The organism is Glycomyces harbinensis (genome assembly GCF_900101745.1).
GTDB classification, from domain to species: domain Bacteria; phylum Actinomycetota; class Actinomycetes; order Mycobacteriales; family Micromonosporaceae; genus Glycomyces; species Glycomyces harbinensis.
In genome coordinates, this window is the sequence record NZ_FNAD01000002.1 from 15,223 (window position 1) to 33,637 (window position 18,415).

Sequence of the window (18,415 nt, forward strand, 5' to 3'; positions counted from 1 at the left end):
TCATCGCTCCTTCATGGGGCCTTGGGCCCGATTGGGGCGCGGCTCACGCCTGAACCGCGCCCCTCCCGGTCACTTCTCGGCGTCCCCGCCGAGGCCGAGCGCGGCCCGCACCTCGTCGTCGAGGCCCTCGATCGCGACCTCGTGCTCGCGGTTCGCCTCCCAGTCCTCGCGACTGAGCCGCCAGCGCCGGTCGACGCGCCGTTCGCCGTGCAGCACACGGTGATCGATGCCGTCCTCCCGATAGCCGAGCTTGCGCGAGACGCCCTGCGACGGGCCGTTGCCGTCGAAGGAGGCACTGAGGGCGTAGTCCGCGCCGAGCCCGGTGAAGAGGAAGTCGAGCACGGCGGCGCGCATCTCGGTGCCGAAGCCGTTGCCGTGGTGGACGAGCCCGAGCCACGAGCCGGTCGAGCCCTCGCGGGTGGCCCGGTACTCCTTGGCCGAGACCTCCTGGAGGCCGATGATCAGGCTGTCGTGGACGACGACGAACGGCAACGCCCAGGCCTCGGGGGTCGATGTCATGATCGCGCGCATCTGCCACTGGATGGTGGCGCGGCCCCGTTCGAGGGGTTCGGCCTCGGTCCAGGGCTGGACGAACGGCATGAAGGACGGGTCGTGGACGCCCGCGGCCGCCTGGTCGGCGAGCGCGACCAGGTCGTCGAGGTCGGGCAGGCGCAGCTCCAGGCGCTCGGTGCGCAGTCGGAGCCGGTAGACCGGCAGGTAGTCGGTGAGCATCATGACTCGCTTTCGTCGTCGCCGCGGAGGCCGAGCATGGCGAGCACCTCGCCGTCGAGTCCTTCGACGGCGACCTCGTGCTTGCGGTTCGCCTCCCAGTCCTCGCGACTGAGGCGCCAGCGTCGCAGGAGGCGGCGTTCGCCCCGCACCACGTGGACCTCTTCGCCGTCGGGGCGGTAGCCGAGGCGGCGCGAGACGCGCTCGGAGGCGTCGTTGCCGATGTAGGAGCCGCTCTTCGCGGTCTCGGCGCCGAGCCCGGCGAAGGCGAAGTGGAGTACGGCCGCGCGCATCTCGGTGCCGAAGCCGTTGCCCTGGTGGGCCATGCCGATCCACGAGCCCGAGTCGACCTCGCGGGCGAGGGCGAACTTCTTGCCGCCGGTCACCTGGACGCCGATCGGCTCGCCGTCGCGGAAGACGACGAAGGGGAAGCCCCAGTCGTTCTCGTCCCAGCGGCCGATGGCGCGGTGGTACCAGAGGGCGACGCTGCGGGCGGCCTCGGCGGGTCCGCCTTCGGTCCAGGGGATCGAGAAGGGCATGAAGGACGGGTCGTGGACGCCTGCCGCGGCGGCGTCGGCCAGCGCGCCGAGTTCTTCGAAGTCGGGCAGGCGCAGCTCCAGGCGCTCGGTGCGCAGTCGGAGGCGGTGGATCGGCAGGTGGTCGGCGAGCATGCCTCGATTCTGGCGGCGCGGCGTCGGGGCGGCAATCCGTTTTCCGCCGGAGTGGACAGACCTGGCTTTCATGTGTAAGGTTTTTCTGACATGAGATAAGGATGGTTGACATGCCGTCGGAGGACACCGCCGCCGGGGCGCTGACGGGCGAGGCGCTGCTCGCGGCCTGCTCGGCCCTGGCGAACCCGCACCGGCTGCGCATCCTCGGCGCCCTGGCGGACGGCAGGCAGTACGTGAGCCTGCTGGCCCGCCAGCTGGGGATGAGCCGGCCGCTGCTCCACATGCACCTGCAGAAGCTCCAGGCGGCTGGACTCGTGACCGGCGAGCTGGAGCTCTCGGAGGACGGCAAGGCCGTCAAGTACTTCGAGTCGGTCCCGTTCGCACTGGAGATCACGCCGCAGGTCGTCAAGGCGGCGCTGTCGACGCTGCCGGAGACGGCCGACCGCACCACCACCGAAACCGAGAAGGAAGCCAAGTAATGGACATGGGACAGGCCGGAATGCTGTTCGCATTCGGATTCCTCCTGCTGATCACCGCGATCATCATCGTCACGATCATCACCATCGCCTCCGCCGCGAAGGCGAAGGCGTCGGCGGCGCGGGAGGCGAACTACCGGGCGCTGGCCGAGAAGTCCAGCCTGGACGCGGCCGAGATCAAGGCGTCGCTCATCGAGGTCAAGGGCCGCCTGGCGTCGGTGGAGCGGATCCTCAGAGAGGTCGACTAGGGGCGGCGGGCGGGGCCCGATCGGGCGCGAGGAATTCTTCCGAATCACGGTTATCCCGCGCCTGATACGGCACTCTCTGACGCATGGACACGTCCCGAGAAGACTCCGCGCGGTCCGACCTGGCCGCCGCTCCGCTCGCCGACGACGAGCTCGCGCGCATCGACGCCTACTGGCGGGCCGCGAACTACCTCACGGTCGGCCAGATCTATCTGCTCGACAACCCGCTGCTGCGCGAGCCGCTGCGCCCCGAGCACGTCAAGCCGCGCCTGCTCGGCCACTGGGGCACGAGCCCGGGCCTGAGCCTGATCTACGCGCACCTCAACCGCTGCATCGCCGAGCGCGACCTCGACATGATCTACATCGCCGGGCCCGGCCACGGCGGTCCGGCGCTCGTGGCGAACACGTGGCTGGAGGGCACCTTCCCCGAGCTGCACCCGTCGGTGGACCACTCCGAGGAGGGGATGCGGCACCTGTTCCGCCAGTTCTCCTTCCCCGGCGGCATCCCCTCGCACGTGGCCGCGGACGTGCCCGGCTCGATCCACGAGGGCGGCGAGCTGGGCTACTCGCTCGCGCACGCCTACGGGGCCGCGTTCGACAACCCGGACCTGACCGTGGCGTGCGTGATCGGCGACGGCGAGGCCGAGACGGGTCCGCTCGCGGCCTCGTGGATGTCCAATGTGTTCCTCAATCCGGTCTCGGACGGCACGGTCCTGCCGATCCTGCACCTCAACGGCTACAAGATCGCGAATCCGACGGTCTTCGCGCGCATCTCGGACGAGGACCGCATGTCGTTCTTCCGGGGCGCGGGCTACGAGCCGTTCCTGGTGGAGGGGGACGACCCGGCCGCGGTGCACCAGCTGATGGCCGCGACTTTCGACGCGTGCTTCGACCGGATCGCCGAGATCCGCGCCGCGGCCAGGCGCAGCACTGGCAAATTTACAGCTCCGCAAGCGTTCGCCGAGAGCGGAGCCCCGGTGCGCCCGAGGTGGCCGATGGTGATCCTGCGGACCCCGAAGGGCTGGACCGGGCCCAGCGAGGTCGACGGCGTCCCGGTGGAAGGCACTTGGCGGGCGCACCAGGTGCCGCTCTCCAAAGTCAGGACCGATCCGGAACATCTGGCGATGCTGGAGGCGTGGATGCGGTCCTACCGGCCCGAGGAGCTGTTCGACGCCACCGGCAAGCCCGTCCCCGAACTCCTCGGGCTGCACCCGCGGGGCGCGGCGCGCATGAGCGCCAACCCGCACGCGAACGGCGGCCTGGTGCTGCGCGACCTCGTGCTCCCCGACTACCGCGAGTACGGCGTCGCGACCGAGGGCCACGGCCGCACGGTCGGCGAGGCGACCCGGACGCTCGGGACCTGGCTGCGGGACGTCATCGCGGCGAACCCGGACCGGTTCCGCCTCTTCGGCCCCGACGAGGTCGAGTCCAACCGGCTCGGCGCGGCCTTCGAGACCACCGACCGGCAGTGGGGGGCCGAGATCCTGCCCACCGACGAGCACCAGGCCCCGCAGGGCCGGGTCATGGAGGTCCTCTCGGAGCACCTGTGCGAGGGCTGGCTCGAGGGCTACCTGCTGACCGGGCGCCACGGCCTGTTCACCAGCTACGAGGCGTTCATCCACATCATCGACTCGATGTTCAACCAGCACGCCAAGTGGCTGGACGCCTCGGGCGACATCGAATGGCGCCGGCCGATCGCCTCGCTCAACTACCTCCTGTCGAGCCACGTGTGGCGCCAAGACCACAACGGCTTCTCGCACCAGGACCCGGGCTTCATCGACCACGTGATGAATAAGAAGGCCGACATCGTGCGGGTCTACCTGCCGCCGGACGCCAACACGCTCCTGTCCACGATGGACCACTGTCTGCGCTCGCGCCAGTACGTGAACGTGGTCGTCGCCGGGAAGCAGCCCGCGCTCCAGTACACGGGCATGGACGAGGCCGTGCGCCACTGCGAGCGGGGACTGGGCATCTGGGAGTGGGCCTCCAGCGACGACGGCGCCGAGCCCGACGTGGTGCTCGCGTGCGCCGGGGACGTGCCCACGCTGGAGGTCCTGGCCGCCGCCGACCTGCTGCGCCAGACCGTGCCCCGGCTGAAGGTGCGCGTGGTCAACGTCGTGGACCTCATGCGGCTCCAGCCCGAGTCCGAGCATCCGCACGGCCTGGGCGACCGGCAGTTCGACACGATCTTCACCGCCGACAAGCCGGTCGTGTTCGCCTTCCACGGCTACCCGACGCTCATCCACCGGCTGACGTACCGGCGCACCAACCACGACAACATCCACGTGCGCGGCTACAAGGAGGAGGGCACCACGACCACGCCCTTCGACATGGTCATGCTCAACGACCTCGACCGGTACCGGCTGGTCATGGACGTCATCGACCGGGTCCCGGGCCTGGGCGCGAACGCCGCGGGCCTGCGCCAGCGCATGGTCGACGCCCGCCACGCCGCCCGCGAGCACACCCGCACGTACGGCGAGGACCTGCCCGACGTCGCCGACTGGAGCTGGCCGGGCTAGTCCGGTTTCACAGGATCGGCTGCGGCGCAAGCGAAGGCGCCGCGGCCGGTTCCGATGACCGTCGTGATCCCACGCGAACACCCTTCGTTAACCTCTTAGGGGAGCCTTACTCGCAACCCCTTGGAGGTCCGCACGTGGCGAAGGTCAGACCCGGACGGGTAGTGGTCGATCACGACGAGGACCTCGTGGTCTTCACCGTGGGCATGCGCGTCAACAGGTTCTGGAAGTTCGGCAAGTGGGTGCCGGTCTTCCTCTCGATGCCGAAGATGCTGCGCGAGCTGGGGGCCGACCCCGAACTGGGCCTGCTGGACTCGCGGACCATGTTCAGCGGCAGGGTGATCATGGTCGTCCAGTACTGGCGCAGCGACGACCACCTCGAGAACTACGCCCACTCGCAGATCCACGCGCACCGCGGATTCTGGAAGTGGTTCAACCGCAACGTCAAGAGCAACGGCGACGTCGGCCTGTGGCACGAGCTGTACAAGGTCCGGGCCGGTGAGTACGACACGTCCTACATCAACATGCCGCCGTACGGACTCGCGCGCGCTACCAAGGAGAAGGACGCGAAGCGGACCGACCCCGACGACCACGACCACCACCACGAGCCCGCTTAGGACTCCAGCGCCTCCAGGTTGGCGACCAGCGCCTTGGTGGCCGATGTGATCTGATGCTCGGTCGTCTCGGCGTCGAAGCCGCGCACGTCGCACTCGGCGATGAGGATGAGCATCAGGTAGATCCGGTAGAGGGCGAGCCGGCGCTCCTCCCCCGCGGTCATCTCCCGGCCCAGGAAGCCCTCCACGACCGCCGCCCTCTCGTCCTCCGGGCCGAGGGCGAGCGAGACGAGTTCGGCGATCGGGTCGCCGTAGAAGGCCCGCTCGCCGTCGATGAACGCCTCGAGGCCCCAGCCGTTCTCGCCCTGCCGGACGAAGACGTTCCCGTCCCACAGGTCGAAGTGGACCAGCGCGGGCCGGGTCACCTCGTCGAGCAGGTCGCGTTCGGCGGCGACGAGCGCCCTGATCTCCTCGGCCGGGCGCGGCAGCGGCGAGCCGTGCTCCGCGATGTCGGCGAGGACGTCGTCGATCATCATCTGGAACGAGGCCGACCAGGTGTCGGCACCGGTGCGGCCGTCCTTGCGCGGGTAGCCGAAGCGCTCGCCGGTGACGGTGGCGTAGCGGGCCGCGGCGGCTCCGATCTCGCGGCGCAGGGCGAGGCGGTCGGCTTCGGGGATCCGCTCCTTGGCGTTGGGGAGCGAGACGCCGTCGAGGCGGTCGATGATCATGACGCCGCCTTCGGGGTCGGCGTGGTGCAGCTTCGGCATCGGCACGCCCGCGGCGAGGCCCCGCTCGAAGCACTCGATCTCGGTGGCCATGAGGTCGACCTCGTAGCGCAGGAGTTTGAGGTCCTTGTCGGGGGCGACCTTGACGACCACGTGCGGCCCGTCTGCGATCTGGAGCGCGTGGGCGGCGTTGAAGAACCCGTCGGTGAACTCCTCGTGGGCCGTGAACTCCAGGTCGGCGCCGAGCGCGCCGCGGACGACGGCCTCGACGTCGGCGCGGTCGAGGCGGGGGCGGATCGCGATCTCCATCGCGCCATTCTGGCCCTGCGGGGAGCGCTCTCGCAACGGGGTATCCCGTCATCCGCTCGACTCGTGCCGGGCCTAGCGTGGAGGCGACGAAGCGCGGAAACACAAGGGAGGCTTGGATGGGCGAACCGGAACTGCGCGGACTGCGCCCCGGCGACCTGGGCTGGATCGTCTACAGCCAGGGCAAGGGCTACTGGGAGCACTACGACTGGAACGGCGAGTACGAGGCGCTCATCGCGCGCATCTGCGCCGACTTCGCGGACGGGCACGACGCCGAGCGCGAGACGGGGTGGATCGCCGAGATCGACGGTGAGCCGGTCGGCTCGGTCCTCTGTGTGAGCGCCGGCGGGACCACCGCGAAGCTGCGGCTGCTGTGGGTCGAGCCCTCGGCCCGGGGCAAGGGCGTCGGCGGACTGCTGGTGCGCCGCTGCGTCGAGTTCGCCCGCTCGGCCGGGTACACCGACCTGACACTGTGGACGACGAGCATGCTCGAACCGGCCCGGCGGCTCTACCGCGACGCGGGCTTCACCCTCACGTCCGAGGAGCCGGCGCGGCTGTTCGGCCACGACCTGGTCACCGAGGTCTGGGACCTCGACCTGCGCGAGGGCTGAGACGCGGAAGGACCGCCGACGGCGTCGGCGGTCCGGTGGCGCCGGTGCGGGTCACTGCGCCTTGAGCGCGGCCATGCGGGCCTCGATCTCGGCGTCGTCCCCCAGGCTGTCGAGGTCCTCGAACTGCTGGTCCAGCGAGGACATCGCGAGTTCCTGCTGCCCGCGCACCTTCGCCTCCTCGCGGCGGACCTTCTCCTCGAAGCGGCTGACCTCGCTGAGCGGGTCCATGACGTCGACGGCGCCGAGCGCCTCGTTGACCTGCTTCTGGGCCTGCGCGGTCTTCTGGCGGGCGGCCAGGCTGCTCTTCTTCGCCTGGAGCTCGGAGAGCTTCGACTTCATCGCGGTGAGCGACTGCTTGAGCTTGTCGACGACCTCCTGCTGGCTCTTGATGACCGGCTCGTTCGCCTTGACTTCCTTCTCGGCCTCGATCTGCTTGCCGAGGGCGACCTTGGTGAGGTTGTCGAACTTGTCGGCCTCGGCTGCGGAGCCGCCCGCACGCAGCTCGTCGGCCTTCTTGCTCGCGTTGCGGGCCTTGACGCCCCACTCCTCGGCGGCCTGTTGGTCGGCGACGAGGTCGTCCTCCATCAGGCGCAGGTTCCCGATGGTCTCGGCGATGGAGTTCTCGGCGTCCACGATGCTGTTCTTGTAGTCGCGCTCCATCTGGGCGAGCATCTTCTCGGGATCTTCGGCGTTGTCGATGGCCTCGTTGATGTTGGCCTTGACGAGCTGGCTGATGCGCCCGAAGATCGACTGCTTCTTGGTCATTGGTCTCTCCTTAGGTTCGATGCGGTGACGGCGGTGACGCTCAGGTTCAGAATCGGCCTCCGCCCCCTCGCCGCCCGCGGGTCGCGCTGCCGCCGAAGGACCCCGGGCCCGCACTGCGCCGGCGGCCCCCGCCGGCGAAACCTCCGTGCGACGAGCGGTTCGACCCGCCGCCGCCGCCGAGCATCCCGCCGAGGAGGATGCCGCCGAGCATGGCGCCGGCGCTGCCGCCCATGGGCGAGGCGCCCTTGTTGGGGTTGCTGGGCGCCAGGTAGCCCTGCACGTCCTGCTGCGCGGCCGAGGCGGCGGCGTTCGCGAGCTGGTCGGCGCGCTGCGCCAGCGACAGGGCCTGGGCCGGGTCGGTGTCCTTGAGCGCTTCCGCCTGGCTCAGCTGGAGCTTGGCCTCGTTGAGGCGGGTGCGGGCCTCGGGCCCGACCGCGCCGCGGTTGGTGTTGACGTAGTCCTCGACGGCCGCGGTGGTGCTGCGGGCGCTCAGGAGCACCTGGTCGAGCTGCGCGCGGGCGCGCTGGGCGTTGGCGACCGCGCCTTGGAGGGCCTGGAGTTCGCGGTCGAGTTCGGCGGCGGCGCGCTCCACGTTCGCGGTGGCGTCGAGGGGGTCGACCGGGCCTTTCGCTTGGGCCGCACGGACCTCGGCGAGGACCGCATCGAGTCGCGCGGCCTTGTCGGCGGTGGCCCGGCCGTTCGGGGCGCCCGCGGCGACCTGCCGGGCCTCGGCGGCGTTCGCCGCTGCTTCATCGAGGACGGCGCCGAGCTGCGCGGCGGCGGCGTCGATCTCTTTCGACCGGCGCCCGACCGCGTCGACGGCCTGCTCGGCCTGCCCGGTGGCCTCCTCGGCGGCGCGCAGGAGCACGGCGGCCCGGCCCCGGTCGTCGGCCGTGACGGCCGCGTCGGCGCCGCTCAGGCTCGTCTGGGCGAAGCGCAGCCGGTCCTCGGCGGTGTCGGGGAAGTCCCGCACGGTCGCGGACGCCGAGGCCGGGTAGCGCTCCTGGAGGGACGCGAGCGCGGTGCGGGCCTCGGCGATCTTCGGCGGCAGCGCCTCCCCGCGCTCCTTGAGCGCCGCGATGGCCTCGGGGGCGCGCTGGCCGAGGTTGCGGAGCTTGTCGAAGTCCTCGGCCTTGGCGTCGAGTTCCTTGTCGGCCTTGACGAGCCGGTCGACGATCGCCGAGAGCATCTGGCGGCGCCGGGGTTCGGTCTCGGGCACGTCGTCGTCCAATTCCTGGCGGATCTTGAACGACTCGGAGAGCCCGGTCTTGGCGGCGGCGAGCGCGGCGGTGAAGGCCGCGGTGTGCTCGGCCCCGAACTCGGCCTCGGCGAACCCGAGCTCCTGCTCGCTGGTGCGGATGGCGTCGTCGGTCTCGACCAGGAGGCGGTTGGCCTCGGCGTTCAACTGCTCGGTGCTCATTTTCTGCTGCTTGGCCGCCGAGGGCGCGCCCGCTTCGGCGCCGCGGCGGCGCTTCTTGAACCAGAAGTACAGCCCGATCGCGGCGGCGGCCACAAGGAGCAGGATCAGGATCCACGCGAAGGACGAGCCGCCTCCTGAGGAGGACGAGGAGCCGGTGCCGTTGTAGGCGTCCCGGTAGCCCTCGGCGGCGCCGACGGCCGCGCCGGCCCAGTTCCCGTCGGCGAGTTCGGGGGCGATCCGGTCGGCGGCGACCTGGTTGAGCTGGCCGTCGCTGAGGGGGAAGCCGGAGGCGACCGACCAGGTGTACTGGCGCTCATCGGTCGCGACGGCGAGGAGGAGGTCGTCGGTGCCCAGCCCCGAGTCGACGGCGGTGGCGTCGGCCCAGGCCTGGGGGCTGGAGCCGCTGAAATCGTCGACATAGGCGACGTAGAGGCCGATCCCGGTGTCGTTCTCGAGGTCGTCGATCGCCTGGAGGATCGCGTCCTCGTCGCCGGAGACGGCGCCGACCTGGTCGGTGACCGGTCCGGACAGGAGGATCGGGGCGGCCGCGGAGGCGGCGCCGGGCGCCAGGACGAGGGCGAGCCCCGCCAGGGCCGCCAGTGAAGCCTGGACCGACCGCATCCGCGCACCCCCGTAGCTCGAAAACGGTGTCAGTCTAGGAGCGAGGCCCAGGTCGAAGGGCCCGTTCGGAGATTTGCTCACGCCGACCGCCGACGGTATGCGAGTGGCCTGTCTCACCGTTGAAATATTCGGGGGCGGCCGGGCGTCGTATAGGTCGTTAGCACTCAACACCCGAGAGTGCTAATCCTGAGGAAGGAGACAGCCACCATGATCGTTCGCTACCAGCACCCTTATGCGGCGTTCCGGCAGTTCGACCGCGAGTTCGAGCGCCTGGTCCGTCGTGGATTCGGCCGTACCGCGACCCAGCTGTCGCTTCGCGCCGACGTCTACACCGAAGGCCCCGACGCGGTGATCACCGCCGCCGTCCCCGGCATCTCCCCCGAGGACGTGACGGTGACCCTGGAGGGGCGCCGCCTCTCCATCACCGCCGAGCGCCGCGAGCGCGAGGCGGCCGAGGGCGACCGCTACCTGGTCCGCGGCCTCACGTCGGGCACGTTCCGACGCGAGTTCACCGTCCCGGAGGGCACCGACCCGGCGCAGGTGAGCGCCGCCGTCGCCGACGGGCTCCTGACCGTCCGCGTCGCGAACGCCGTCAAGCCCGCGCCGCAGGCGCAGGCGATCCCGGTCACGGGCGCGCAGCCCGCGATCGAGGTCGAGGCCGGCGTCGAGTCCGAGCAGGCCGAGACCGCGGGCGACGAGAGCAAGTAGACGATCGAACGGAGCCGGAGCGATCCGGCCCTCTATAAGTCAATGCGAAAGGCCCCGGAGTGATCCGGGGCCTTTCGCGAACGCTATTCGATTGAGGTGGGTACGGGAGTCGAACCCGTGTGGACGGCTTTGCAGGCCGCTGCCTAACCACTCGGCCAACCCACCATGATGTGAGAAAAGCCCAGGCCTTGTGAGCCTGGGCTCCCGCTCGGTGGACGATACTGGGATTGAACCAGTGACCCCTCCCGTGTCAGGGGAGTGCTCTCCCGCTGAGCTAATCGTCCGGGAAGGCGCTCTTTCGAGCTCCGAGCGGACGACCGGGATCGAACCGGCGACCTACACCTTGGCAAGGTGTCGCGCTACCAACTGCGCTACGTCCGCATGTCTTCCAGGGAATTTTCGTTCCCCGGCGACGGGATAGAACTTTACCCAATGCCGAACGAAGCGTCCACCGGGGGTGGCGCCTTCCGGCTTGGGGCCATGTTGTCGCAGCGCTCTGGCAGAATCCACCCGTGGCTCAAGCTATCGATCAACGCATCGCCGAAGAACTCTCGGTCGGCTCCCATCAAGTCCGCGCGGCCGTCGCGCTCCTGGACGACGGCTCCACCGTCCCCTTCATCTCCCGGTACCGCAAGGAGGCCACCGGGGGCCTCTCCGACGAGCAGCTGCGCGCCCTCGAGGAGCGCCTCGGGTACCTGCGCGAGCTGGAGGCCCGACGCAAGGCCGTGCTCGAATCGATCGGTGAGCAGGGCAAACTCACCGAGGCGCTCGCCGCGCAGATCGAGGCCGCCGACACCAAGGCCCGGCTCGAGGACCTCTACGCGCCGTTCAAGGTCAAGCGCCGCACCAAGGCCCAGATCGCCCGCGAGGCCGGCCTGGAACCGCTCGCGGACCTCCTTTTGAGTGATCCCTCACAGGACCCCGAGACCGCCGCCGCCGCGTTCCTCAACCCCGAGGCGGAGGTGAACGACGCGGCCGCCGCCCTGGCGGGGGCCCGCGCGATCCTCACCGAGCGCTTCGGCGAGGACCCCGACCTCATCGGCGACCTGCGCGAACGCATGTGGAAGCGGGGCCGCCTGGTCTCCACCGTGCGCGCGGGCGCCGAGGAGAAGGGCGCGAAGTTCTCCGACTACTTCGACTTCGCCGAGACGTTCACCACGCTCCCCTCGCACCGGGTGCTCGCGCTCATGCGCGGCGAGAAGGAGGAAGTGCTCTCGCTCGCACTCGAACCGGGCGAGTCCGAAGTGGACGGCGCGGACTGCGAGGCGATGATCGCCGCCAGGTTCGGGATCGCCGATGCCCGCCGTCCCGCCGACGCGTGGCTCCTCAAGACCGTCTCGTGGGCCTGGCGCACCCGCATCCTCGTCAAGCTCGGCGTGGACCTGCGGATGCGCCTGTGGCAGCTCGCCGAGGACGAGGCCGTCAGGGTCTTCGCCGCGAACCTCAAGGACCTCCTGCTCGCGGCCCCGGCCGGACAAAAGACCGTCATGGGCCTCGACCCGGGCTTCCGCACCGGCGTCAAGGTCGCCGTGGTCGACGCCACCGGGAAGGTCCTCGCCACCACCGCGATCTACCCGCACCAGCCGCAGAACCAGTGGGACGCTTCACTGGCGACCCTCGGCGCGCTCGTCGAGCAGCACGACGTGCAGCTCATCGCGATCGGCAACGGCACCGCCTCGCGCGAGACCGACCGGCTCGGGGCCGACCTCATCAAGGCGTTCGCGGGCGTCGCCGAACTGTCGAAGATCGTCGTCTCCGAGGCCGGGGCGTCGATCTACTCGGCGTCGGCCTACGCCACCAAGGAGCTTCCGGGCATGGACGTGTCCCTGCGCGGGGCCGTCTCCATCGCGCGCCGGCTCCAGGACCCGCTCGCCGAACTGGTCAAGATCGAGCCCAAGCACATCGGCGTCGGCCAGTACCAGCACGACCTGACCGAGGCGAAGCTCACCAGGTCCCTGGAGGCCGTGGTCGAGGACGCCGTGAACGCCGTCGGCGTCGACCTCAACACCGCTTCCGTGCCGCTGTTGTCCCAGGTCTCGGGGCTGTCCGAGAGCGTCGCGGCGAACATCGTGGCCTTCCGCGACGAGCACGGGCGCTTCCCCGACCGCAAGGCGCTCCTCGGCGTGCCCCGCTTGGGCCCCAAGGCGTTCGAACAGGCCGCCGGGTTCCTGAGGGTCCCGGGCGGCGCCAATCCGCTCGACGGCTCCTCGGTCCACCCCGAGGCCTACCCGGTCGTCGAGCGCATCCTCGCGGCCACCGGGGCGTCCGTGTCCGGGATCGTGGGCGACGCGAAGACCCTGCGCGGCCTCAAGCCCGCCGACTTCGCCGACGAGCGCTTCGGCGTGCCCACCGTCTCCGACATCCTCGCCGAACTGGAGAAGCCCGGGCGCGACCCGCGGCCGGAGTTCAAGGCCGCCACGTTCAAGGAGGGCGTCGAGAAGGTCGGCGACCTCAAGCCCGGGATGCTCCTGGAAGGGGCCGTGACGAACGTCGCGGCCTTCGGCGCGTTCGTCGACATCGGCGTCCACCAGGACGGCCTGGTGCACATCTCGGCGCTCGCGAACCGCTTCGTGGAGGACCCGCGCGAGATCGTCAAGCCCGGCGACGTCGTGAAGGTCAAGGTCGTGTCCGTCGACCTCCAGCGGCAGCGGATCTCGCTGACGATGCGCCTGGACGACCCCGAGCAGAAGCCCGAGGCCGGCGGGGACGCCGGGGGCCAGCGCCGCGGACAAGGCGGGGGCAAGGGCGGCAAGGGAGGCGGCGGGAAGCAGCAGCCGCGCCAGCGCGGGGGCCAGGCGGCCCCGCAGAGCGCGATGGCCGAGGCGCTGCGCCGCGCCGGCCTGACGAAGTAGCGGAGGGTCCCGGGTGCGCCCGGCCGCGGCCGGGCGCACCCGAACCGGGCACGGCCTAAGCTGAACGCGTGCTGGACCGCTTCTCCGATCGCGTCGGCGACCTCGTCGTCGGGCTCGTCAACGCCGTGATCGTGCTGACCTGGACGCTCACCGCCGCGGCGCTGCACGGGGGCGACACTCCGGGTCTCAACGAGGCGCTGGCCTGGGTGATGATGACGGTGACCGTGGTCGTGCTGTTCTGGCGCAGCTCGTACCCGCTCACCGTCGCGATCATCACGGTGGTCTGCACGATCGTCTACTACCCGTCGTCGTCGGTCGACGGGCCGATGCTCCTGGGGTTCGTCATCGCGCTGTACACGCTCGCGGCGCTCGGACGGGTCATCGCGGCGTCGGTGATCGCGGGGGCGACGTTGGTGGTCATCGTCGTCTCGGAGGTCCTCGCGGGCTTCGTGCACATGACCGCGAGCGAGACGTTCATGCTGAGCGGCTGGGTGATCGCGGTTCCGGCGATCGGCGCGGTCGTGGCGCACTACCGGCGCTACCGGGACGAGACGGCCGTGGTGCTCGCGGAGTCGCAGCGGCGCAGCGTGGCCGAGGAGCGGCTGCGGATCGCCCGGGAGCTGCACGACGCGGTGGGGCACCACCTGTCGCTGATCAACGTGCAGACGGCGGCGGCGCTGCGCAAGCTCAAGCGCGACCCCGCCTTCGAGACTCGGGAGACGCTGCAGGTCATCGCGGACACGAGCCAGTTGTCGCTGCGGGAGCTGCGGGCGATGGTCGGGGTGCTGCGCGAGCCGGGCGAGGACTCGCCGACCGGGCCGGGGCCGAGCCTGGAGCAGCTGTCGTCGCTGGTCGAGGCGGCGCGCGAGTCGGGCCTGGAGGTCGATCTGCGGGTGGACGGGAAGGCGGAGCTGCCGGTGACGGTGGACGCGGCCGCGTACCGGGTCGTGCAGGAGTCGCTGACGAACGTGCTGCGGCACGCGAGGGCGAAGCACGTGCAGGTCAAGGTGGTGACCGGGACGTCGACGCTGGCGGTCGCGGTGATCGACGACGGGCACGGGGATGCCAAGGGCGCCAAGGACCCCGGGAACGGGCTCGCGGGGATGCGCGAGCGGGCCGAAGGGCTCGGCGGTACCTTCAACGCGGGGCCGCTCGACGACGGGGGCTTCTCGGTCGAGGCCACGTGGCCGTTGGAGGTGGTCGAGTGATCCGCGTGATGCTGGTGGACGATCAGCGGCTGGTGCGCGCCGGGTTCGCCTCGATCCTCGGCGACGAGGAGGACATCGAGCTGGTGGCCGAGGCCGGCGACGGGCTGGAGGCGCTGGAGCTGGCGCGGCGGCACCGTCCCGACGTGGTGCTCATGGACATCCGGATGCCCAAGATGGACGGCCTGGAGGCGACTGAGCGGATCGGCGCGGACGCGAAGTTCGACGGCGTCAAGGTCGTGATCCTGACGACCTTCGACGAGGACGACTACGTGTACCGGGCGCTGCGGGCGGGCGCGAGCGGGTTCCTCCTCAAGGACACCGACCCCGACGAGCTGCTGCACGCGATCCGGGTGGTCGCCGAGGGCGACGCGCTCATCACCCCCAAGGTCACGCGCCGGCTCATCGGCGAGTTCGCCGGACGCATCGCCCGGCCCGAGCCGAGCTCGAAGCTCAACGCGCTCACCGAGCGCGAGACCGAGGTGCTGAAGCTCGTGGCCACGGGGATGAGCAACGACGAGATCGCCGGGGCGCTGTTCCTGGCGCCGGCGACCGCGAAGACGCACGTCAGCCGGATCATGTCGAAGCTGTCGGCGCGCGACCGCGCGCAGCTGGTGGTGACCGCGTACGAGGCGGGCCTGGTGCGCCCGACCTGGACCGACGGGGAATGACCGGGTGCTGATGCGACCGGGGATGTAGTCCCCGGAGCGGGCGTGATCCCTGGGGCGTACGCGGATTGCCCCTGCGCAGGCGATGCGCCGGGACCCTTGTTCCCGCGAGAGTGGGACGCATGGAACAACCACTCGCCCCGCGGCCCTCGCGGTCGCTCATGGCCCGCCTGTCCGACTGGACGCAGCGGCGTCCCCTGATCGCACTCCTCCTCTGGGTCCTGGTCCTCGGCGGGGCCGTCGGCGCCTCCAGCGCCGTCGGCTCGGCGTTCGAGGACGACAACTCGATGCCCGGGACCGAGTCCCAGGAGCTGTCCGACCTGCTCGACGAGCGCGCGCCCGAGGCGAACGAGACGACCGTGCAGGTCGTCTTCGCCGCCGACGACGTCGCGGCCGAGCAGGAGGACGTCGCGGCGTTCCTGGCCGAGGTGGCCGAGGCTCCCGGCGTCGCGAGCGTCAGCGACCCGTTCTCCGGGTACGGCGCGATCAGCGAGGACGGGACGGTCGGGTACGCCACCGCCGTGTTCGACGGCACGACCGCGGACGCGGCCGAGCTGGTGGCCCTTACCGAGGACGCGGACGCCGACGGCGTGGCGTTCGCGCTCGGCGGCGACCCGATCCGCGAGGCCTCCGAAGGCGGCGGCGGAGCGGCCGAGGGCGTGGGGATGCTCGCGGCCCTGGTGATCCTGGTGCTCATGTTCGGGTCGTTCCTGGCCGCGAGCCTGCCGCTCATCACCGCCGGGTTCGCCGTCGGCACCGCGTTCTGCCTGTCGATGCTGGTCTCGCAGGTGGTGACCCTGCCGACCTTCTTGACGCCCATCATGTTCCTCGTCGGCTTCGGCGTCGGCGTCGACTACGCCCTGCTGATCTTCGCCCGCTTCCGCGCCGAACTGACCGCCGGGGCGAGCCGCAAGGCCGCCGCCGCGACCGCGCTGGACACCGCCGGTCGCTCGGTCCTGTTCGCCGGGTCGGTGGTCATCGTGGCCCTGCTGGGCCTGTTCGCGCTCGGCCTGGGCTCGCTCCAGTCGGTGGCGATCGCGGTGGCGCTGACGGTGCTGGTGACGATGATCGCCTCCGTGACGCTCCTGCCGGCGCTGCTGGCCCTGTTCGGGAAGCGGATCGAGAAGTCGGTGCGCAAGCGGGCCGCCAAGGCCCGCCGCGCGCCCGGGTCCCGCTGGGCCGCATGGTCGAAGGCGGTCGAGCGGGGCGCGTGGGCCGCGATCGCGCTCGTCACCGCCGGACTGGTCGCACTGTCGACGCCGCTGCTGGACCTGCGGCTCGGCTTCGCCGACGCCGGGACCGACGCGGAGGGGACGACCACCCGCGAGGCGTACGACCTGCTCTCCGACGGCTTCGGCGAGGGCTTCAACGGCCCGCTCATGGTCGTCACCGACGGCAGCGAGGCCGAGGCTGAGGCCGCCTACGCGGCCATGTCCGAACTGGACAGCGTCGCGATGGCGTCCCCGCCGTTCGCGATCGGCGAGGACCTGTGGATGTCCACTGTCGCCGGGGACGGCGGCCCCGCCGACCAGGCCACCATCGACCTGGTCCACCAGCTGCGCGACGACGTGCTCGGCGACGTCGAGGGCGATCAGCTCGTCGGCGGCTCGACCGCCGCCGCGATCGACTTCAGCGAGATCATGACCGACAAGGCCCCGCTGTTCCTGCTGTTCGTGGTCGGCCTGTCGATGCTGCTGCTCATGGTCGTCTTCCGCTCGATCCTCATCCCGGTCAAGGCCGCGATCCTCAACCTGCTGACCATCGGCGCGAGCCTGGGGATCGTCGCCTGGATCTTCCAGGAGGGGGTGTTCGGGATCAGCCCCGGTCCGGTCGAGGCGTTCGTGCCGGTCATGAGCGCGGCGATCATCTTCGGGCTCTCGATGGACTACGAGGTGTTCCTGATGTCGCGGATGCGCGAGGAATGGGTGCGCACCGGCGACCCGCGCGAGGCGGTCCGCAGGGGCCTGGCCTCGACCGGCGGGGTGGTGACCGCCGCGGCGGCGATCATGATCGCGGTGTTCGGCGCGTTCGCCCTGAGCGAGTCGCGGATGCTCCAGCAGTTCGGCATCGGCATGGCCGCGGCGATCTTCATCGACGCCTTCGTGATCCGCTGCCTGCTGGTACCGGCGATCATGAAGGTGATGGGCAGGGCCGCCTGGTGGATGCCGGCATGGCTCGACCGGGTCCTGCCGCACGTGACCGTCGAACCCGAACCCGACCGGGCCCCGGCCGATCGCGAACCCGCAGCGGTCCGCTAGACGGAACAGGAAACCGCAGGGGTGGCCCGGCGCGCGATGCGCGCCGGGCCACCCCTGCGAGAGGTATCAGTTCGGAAGATTGTTCGCCGACGAGCGTGCCCTGCGAGGGCGCCTCCAGGTATCACCTGTAAAGGCGTTCCAGCCTAAGACGAGGAGGTCAATGAACATGACGAGCGGTCTATCGAAACCCTCGCCGGAGTCGGATCGTGCCGCCTGGGAATCGCAGGCGCGCGCCGACATGGAACGGCTCGGCGATGAGGACCTGACGCACGAACCCGATGCATGGACCTTCGACGAATCCGGAGACATCCGGGTCTGCGGCACCGACGTGGTAGTCCCCTCCCGGCTGAACCGCCAGGCGTGTACACCCGATGCCGAGCTCATGGGGTACCGCTCGCGTTCGTCCGAAAGCCACCCTTCCCGGTTCTGTGGGGGCTAGCCTCGAATTGAGTGTGTTATCGCAGGTGGAATGGGGTGGTCGCGATGCTCGAGTTGCTCGCGCGGAACTGGGCCTGGGTGCTCGTCCGCGGTATCTTCACCATCGTCTTCGGGGCCCTGGCGGTCTTCTGGCCCGAGATCACGCTGCTGGCCATGGTCATCCTGTTCGGCGCCTACGCCATCGTCGACGGCGTCACCGCGATCGCGATGGGCCTGCGGCGGTCCTCCGGGCGCGGCTTCCTGATCTTCATGGGCGCCCTCGGCGTCGTCGCCGGCCTCGTCGCGCTGTTCTGGCCCGGCATCACCGCGCTCGCGCTGCTGTACATCATCGCGTTCTGGGCCATCGTCATCGGCGTCGGCTCGATCGTCTCCGGCTTCGGCCTCTCCCGCGACGCGGGCGGGCGCTGGCTCTTCATCCTCTCCGGTCTGGCCGGGATCGTGCTGGGCGTCCTGCTGCTCGCCAAGCCCGGCGACGGCGCGGTCGCGCTCGTGGTCACCATCGGGTTCTTCGCGATCATCTGGGGCTTCATCACCGTCTTCACGAGTGTGCGACTTCGCAGGCTCGCCAAGGAGCTTGACGTCGGGTGAGCGGTACAGGATATTTATATTAGTAAATATCTGGCGACGGAGCGCGAGGTTGGCGCGGC

Annotated in this window: 17 protein-coding genes and 3 tRNA genes; 12 read left to right on the forward strand and 8 right to left on the reverse strand. The window is 70.5% G+C overall.

What is annotated here, in order from left to right:
- Positions 1 to 69 precede the first annotated feature (69 nt).
- Together BLQ63_RS03745 and BLQ63_RS03750 are read right to left on the reverse strand one after the other, a co-directional pair.
- Positions 70 to 735, reverse strand: coding sequence for a GNAT family N-acetyltransferase (locus tag BLQ63_RS03745; protein WP_218125051.1), 666 nt, complete (start codon positions 733 to 735; stop codon positions 70 to 72).
- Positions 732 to 1,400, reverse strand: a complete 669-nt coding sequence (locus tag BLQ63_RS03750; RefSeq protein ID WP_091028756.1) for a GNAT family N-acetyltransferase — start codon at positions 1,398 to 1,400, stop codon at positions 732 to 734. Before BLQ63_RS03750 ends, BLQ63_RS03745 begins: the two co-directional genes overlap by 4 nt.
- A 110-nt stretch (positions 1,401 to 1,510) precedes the next feature.
- On the opposite strand from BLQ63_RS03750, the gene BLQ63_RS03755 reads away from it, so the two are divergent.
- The 4 genes from BLQ63_RS03755 to BLQ63_RS03770 all read left to right on the forward strand — a co-directional run bounded on the left by BLQ63_RS03755 (position 1,511) and on the right by BLQ63_RS03770 (position 5,254).
- A complete protein-coding gene (locus BLQ63_RS03755; protein ID WP_091028760.1) occupies positions 1,511 to 1,879 on the forward strand; it encodes an ArsR/SmtB family transcription factor in 369 nt (122 codons plus the stop codon).
- A complete protein-coding gene (locus BLQ63_RS03760) occupies positions 1,879 to 2,124 on the forward strand; it encodes a hypothetical protein (protein WP_091028763.1) in 246 nt (81 codons plus the stop codon). The genes BLQ63_RS03755 and BLQ63_RS03760 overlap by 1 nt, the downstream gene beginning before the upstream one ends.
- 83 nt (positions 2,125 to 2,207) lie before the next feature.
- Entirely contained in the window at positions 2,208 to 4,640 is a 2,433-nt protein-coding gene (locus BLQ63_RS03765; protein ID WP_091028767.1) for a phosphoketolase family protein, read from the forward strand.
- Positions 4,641 to 4,774: 134 nt separating this feature from the next.
- Positions 4,775 to 5,254: a DUF4188 domain-containing protein gene (locus tag BLQ63_RS03770; RefSeq protein ID WP_218125052.1), complete on the forward strand. Its 480-nt coding sequence runs from the start codon at positions 4,775 to 4,777 to the stop codon at positions 5,252 to 5,254.
- Here the strand turns inward: BLQ63_RS03770 and BLQ63_RS03775 are convergent.
- Complete coding sequence (locus BLQ63_RS03775) at positions 5,251 to 6,225, reverse strand: phosphotransferase family protein (protein WP_091028771.1); 975 nt, start codon at positions 6,223 to 6,225, stop codon at positions 5,251 to 5,253. The genes BLQ63_RS03770 and BLQ63_RS03775 overlap by 4 nt on opposite strands.
- A gap of 116 nt (positions 6,226 to 6,341) precedes the next feature.
- Here BLQ63_RS03775 and BLQ63_RS03780 point away from each other — a divergent pair, with 116 nt between their 5' ends.
- A complete protein-coding gene (locus tag BLQ63_RS03780; RefSeq protein WP_091028775.1) occupies positions 6,342 to 6,833 on the forward strand; it encodes a GNAT family N-acetyltransferase in 492 nt (163 codons plus the stop codon).
- Positions 6,834 to 6,884: 51 nt separating this feature from the next.
- On the opposite strand, the gene BLQ63_RS03785 is transcribed toward BLQ63_RS03780, so the two are convergent.
- A complete protein-coding gene (locus tag BLQ63_RS03785) occupies positions 6,885 to 7,598 on the reverse strand; it encodes a PspA/IM30 family protein (protein WP_091028778.1) in 714 nt (237 codons plus the stop codon).
- Positions 7,599 to 7,644: 46 nt separating this feature from the next.
- Positions 7,645 to 9,639 carry a TPM domain-containing protein gene (locus tag BLQ63_RS03790; protein WP_091028782.1) on the reverse strand — a complete coding sequence of 665 codons (1,995 nt, stop codon included), beginning with the start codon at positions 9,637 to 9,639 and terminating at the stop codon, positions 7,645 to 7,647.
- A 207-nt stretch (positions 9,640 to 9,846) separates the two neighbouring features.
- On the opposite strand from BLQ63_RS03790, the gene BLQ63_RS03795 reads away from it, so the two are divergent.
- Positions 9,847 to 10,347 carry an Hsp20/alpha crystallin family protein gene (locus BLQ63_RS03795; protein ID WP_091028783.1) on the forward strand — a complete coding sequence of 167 codons (501 nt, stop codon included), beginning with the start codon at positions 9,847 to 9,849 and terminating at the stop codon, positions 10,345 to 10,347.
- Positions 10,348 to 10,441: 94 nt separating this feature from the next.
- Here BLQ63_RS03795 and BLQ63_RS03800 read toward each other — a convergent pair.
- The 3 genes from BLQ63_RS03800 to BLQ63_RS03810 all read right to left on the reverse strand — a co-directional run bounded on the left by BLQ63_RS03800 (position 10,442) and on the right by BLQ63_RS03810 (position 10,728).
- Positions 10,442 to 10,512: transfer RNA gene (locus tag BLQ63_RS03800), tRNA-Cys, on the reverse strand.
- Positions 10,513 to 10,559: 47 nt separating this feature from the next.
- Positions 10,560 to 10,631, reverse strand: a tRNA-Val gene (locus BLQ63_RS03805).
- Between the two features lie 24 nt (positions 10,632 to 10,655).
- Positions 10,656 to 10,728: transfer RNA gene (locus tag BLQ63_RS03810), tRNA-Gly, on the reverse strand.
- 131 nt (positions 10,729 to 10,859) lie between these two features.
- Here BLQ63_RS03810 and BLQ63_RS03815 point away from each other — a divergent pair.
- The 6 genes from BLQ63_RS03815 to BLQ63_RS03835 all read left to right on the forward strand — a co-directional run bounded on the left by BLQ63_RS03815 (position 10,860) and on the right by BLQ63_RS03835 (position 18,356).
- A complete protein-coding gene (locus BLQ63_RS03815; protein ID WP_091028787.1) occupies positions 10,860 to 13,199 on the forward strand; it encodes a Tex family protein in 2,340 nt (779 codons plus the stop codon).
- Positions 13,200 to 13,267: 68 nt separating this feature from the next.
- Positions 13,268 to 14,407, forward strand: a complete 1,140-nt coding sequence (locus BLQ63_RS03820; RefSeq protein ID WP_091028790.1) for a sensor histidine kinase — start codon at positions 13,268 to 13,270, stop codon at positions 14,405 to 14,407.
- Entirely contained in the window at positions 14,404 to 15,075 is a 672-nt protein-coding gene (locus BLQ63_RS03825) for a response regulator transcription factor (protein ID WP_091028793.1), read from the forward strand. The genes BLQ63_RS03820 and BLQ63_RS03825 overlap by 4 nt, the downstream gene beginning before the upstream one ends.
- A 119-nt stretch (positions 15,076 to 15,194) precedes the next feature.
- Complete coding sequence (locus BLQ63_RS03830) at positions 15,195 to 17,330, forward strand: MMPL family transporter (protein WP_091028796.1); 2,136 nt, start codon at positions 15,195 to 15,197, stop codon at positions 17,328 to 17,330.
- 160 nt (positions 17,331 to 17,490) lie between these two features.
- Entirely contained in the window at positions 17,491 to 17,769 is a 279-nt protein-coding gene (locus BLQ63_RS27625; RefSeq protein WP_143014749.1) for a hypothetical protein, read from the forward strand.
- A 44-nt stretch (positions 17,770 to 17,813) separates the two neighbouring features.
- Positions 17,814 to 18,356 (forward strand): HdeD family acid-resistance protein, encoded by a 543-nt coding sequence (locus BLQ63_RS03835; RefSeq protein ID WP_143014750.1) that lies wholly within the window; start codon positions 17,814 to 17,816, stop codon positions 18,354 to 18,356.
- Positions 18,357 to 18,415: the final 59 nt, after the last annotated feature.